Raw genomic sequence first — 2,180 nt, forward strand, 5'->3', positions numbered from 1 at the left:
GTAACCTGGAATTGATCCGCTCACTGCTAGACTATGGCGCTGATATTGACCTGCAGGTTCGATGTCTGGCTTGATCCGGCTCTGATGATGCTTGAGTAAGAGGGAGTCGTAGGTATTGATTTTCTGATCTGTGGCTCCATAAAGCCATTATGAATGTCTGGAATTGGAGGGATTGGAATGTTGTTTGATAAACATCAACTGCCCAGTGAGGAGAGCGCCTTGAAAGGGCGTGATCAAGCGATTGAAGTGCCGACAGAGCATTTTGTTAATGGTCATGCCATTGCGCCCCCTTTTCCCGGGCAGCTGGAGGTGATTTATGTCGGTATGGGCTGTTTCTGGGGGGCTGAAAGACTGTTCTGGAAACAACAGGGCGTCTGGACAACGGCGGTTGGGTATGCGGGAGGCTATACCCCTAACCCGACTTATGAAGAAGTTTGTAGTGGTGGCACGGGTCATGCCGAGGTGGTCATGGTGGCCTTCGATCCAAACGTCATCAGTCTGGAATCTCTGCTGAGATTGTTTTGGGAGTCTCACGATCCTACCCAGGGTATGCAGCAGGGGAATGATCGGGGCACTCAGTATCGATCTGTGATTTACACCACTTTCGATGAGCAGAGTGAGAAAGCCCGTGAATCGATGGCTCAATACCAGACGGCGTTGAACGAAAGCGGTAAAGGCAAAATTACCACAGAAATTGTAGATGCTCCGGTCTTTTATTATGCTGAGGCCTATCATCAGCAATACTTGGCCAAAAACCCTGAAGGTTATTGTGGTCTGGCAGGGACGGGAGTCTGTCTGCCTCCTATACTGCAGGTTTAAACCCGACCGCGTTTCCCTGACGCTGATGAATTTTCTGCAGGTAAAAAAACGGACAGCCTCAAGAGGGAGAGCTGTCCGGATGCAGTTTTCTGAATGATTATCTTAAGGCGTTGTTGACACCTGTGAACTTATGATAGATCTGCTTTTGTGGCTTCTCTGTGAGTATATATACCTTTGTTGATTCGCTATACCGATATATTTTTGTCGGTTATTACAGTTGATTTCGACTCATTGCCCTCACCAGAAATCGGGTAGGGTTCAAATGGTCCAGAAGATCAGAGGCGACAGGTGAGCACTCGTCATTCATTTGTGCAGCCAGCAATTCTCCCGACAAAGGTGCTGTAATCAATCCTCTGGAACCATGACCGGCATTGATGTAGAGACCGTTCAGGTATTGTGGAGGACGGGTGAATGGGTGCTTTATGTTCTTGCGAAGCATGGCAAACTCATTCAGAAAGTCTTTCTGGTTAACAATTGCTCCCACAGCAGGCATATAATCGGGCGTCGTGCAACGGAAGCTGGCTCTGCCTCCCAGAATGTTGGCCTGTTCCTCTCCCCCCAGTGCCCGATAGAGTTCAGGTGCGCATTCCCTCTGCATTGCCAGATTTTTCTCATGGTCCTCTGTCAGAACCTCAACCGAGTCACTGTGAAAATCGAAAGTGGCTCCAATGGTATGACGACCGTGGGTGGCAGGCGCTGCATAGCCTTCGCCGCAAACCGTTGTTTTTAGTAAGCTGCTGTCGTCAGTACAGCCTATTTCGGTGATCTGGCCTCTGATGTTTTTCAGTGGAATAAAGTCCAGTGCGGGCAATTGGTTGGATGCTTTGGCGCAGGCAATGATGACATTGTGGGACTTCATTGTTCGGAGGGCGTCATTACTCAACAGATTCAAAGTCCAGCCATCAGACGTGTAATCAAGAGACTCTAGCCTTGTATTAGACACTACATTGATATTGTCGTGCTTCGCCAGAGTCTGACAAAAAAGAGCAGGATTCACCCAGCCCGCATTCGGGAAGTAAAGGCCATCATGTTCCAACGGCAAGCCAGCGACCTTTGAAAGCTCGTGGCTGGACAGGAAGCTAAGAAAGTCAGTGGGAAAGTGATTTGCCAGATCCTGATGACGTTTCCGCACCTTCTCATTGATAGCCAGCTGGACGACGCCGGATTGTTGCCAGAGCTCCGGTTGAAGGTGGGCAAAAGTGCTTAATAAATGAATGGAGTAAAGGTAGCTCTGGGTGATAAATCGACTGAGAGGCGTGTTATTGGCCGACAGTTTAGCGTATAGAATGCCTTGAGGATTGCCGGATGCCTCCCTGGTAACAACTTATACGACCACAAACAACTTTATGAATGACAAGGTA

General features: G+C 48.9%; 1 protein-coding gene and 1 pseudogene. One reads left to right on the forward strand and one right to left on the reverse strand.

Annotated elements, in window-relative coordinates; genetic code table 11:
• The first annotated feature begins 177 nt into the window (after positions 1-177).
• Positions 178-819, forward strand: a complete 642-nt coding sequence (gene msrA, locus KDK19_RS10840) for a peptide-methionine (S)-S-oxide reductase MsrA (RefSeq protein WP_257280000.1) — start codon at positions 178-180, stop codon at positions 817-819.
• 211 nt (positions 820-1,030) lie between these two features.
• On the opposite strand, the pseudogene mnmC reads toward msrA, so the two are convergent.
• A pseudogene (mnmC, locus tag KDK19_RS10845) lies at positions 1,031-2,125 on the reverse strand (FAD-dependent 5-carboxymethylaminomethyl-2-thiouridine(34) oxidoreductase MnmC); the annotation flags it as partial.
• Positions 2,126-2,180 lie beyond the last annotated feature (55 nt).

Origin of the sequence: Endozoicomonas sp. ONNA1 (assembly GCF_024606325.1) — a bacterium.
Classification (GTDB): domain Bacteria; phylum Pseudomonadota; class Gammaproteobacteria; order Pseudomonadales; family Endozoicomonadaceae; genus Endozoicomonas_A.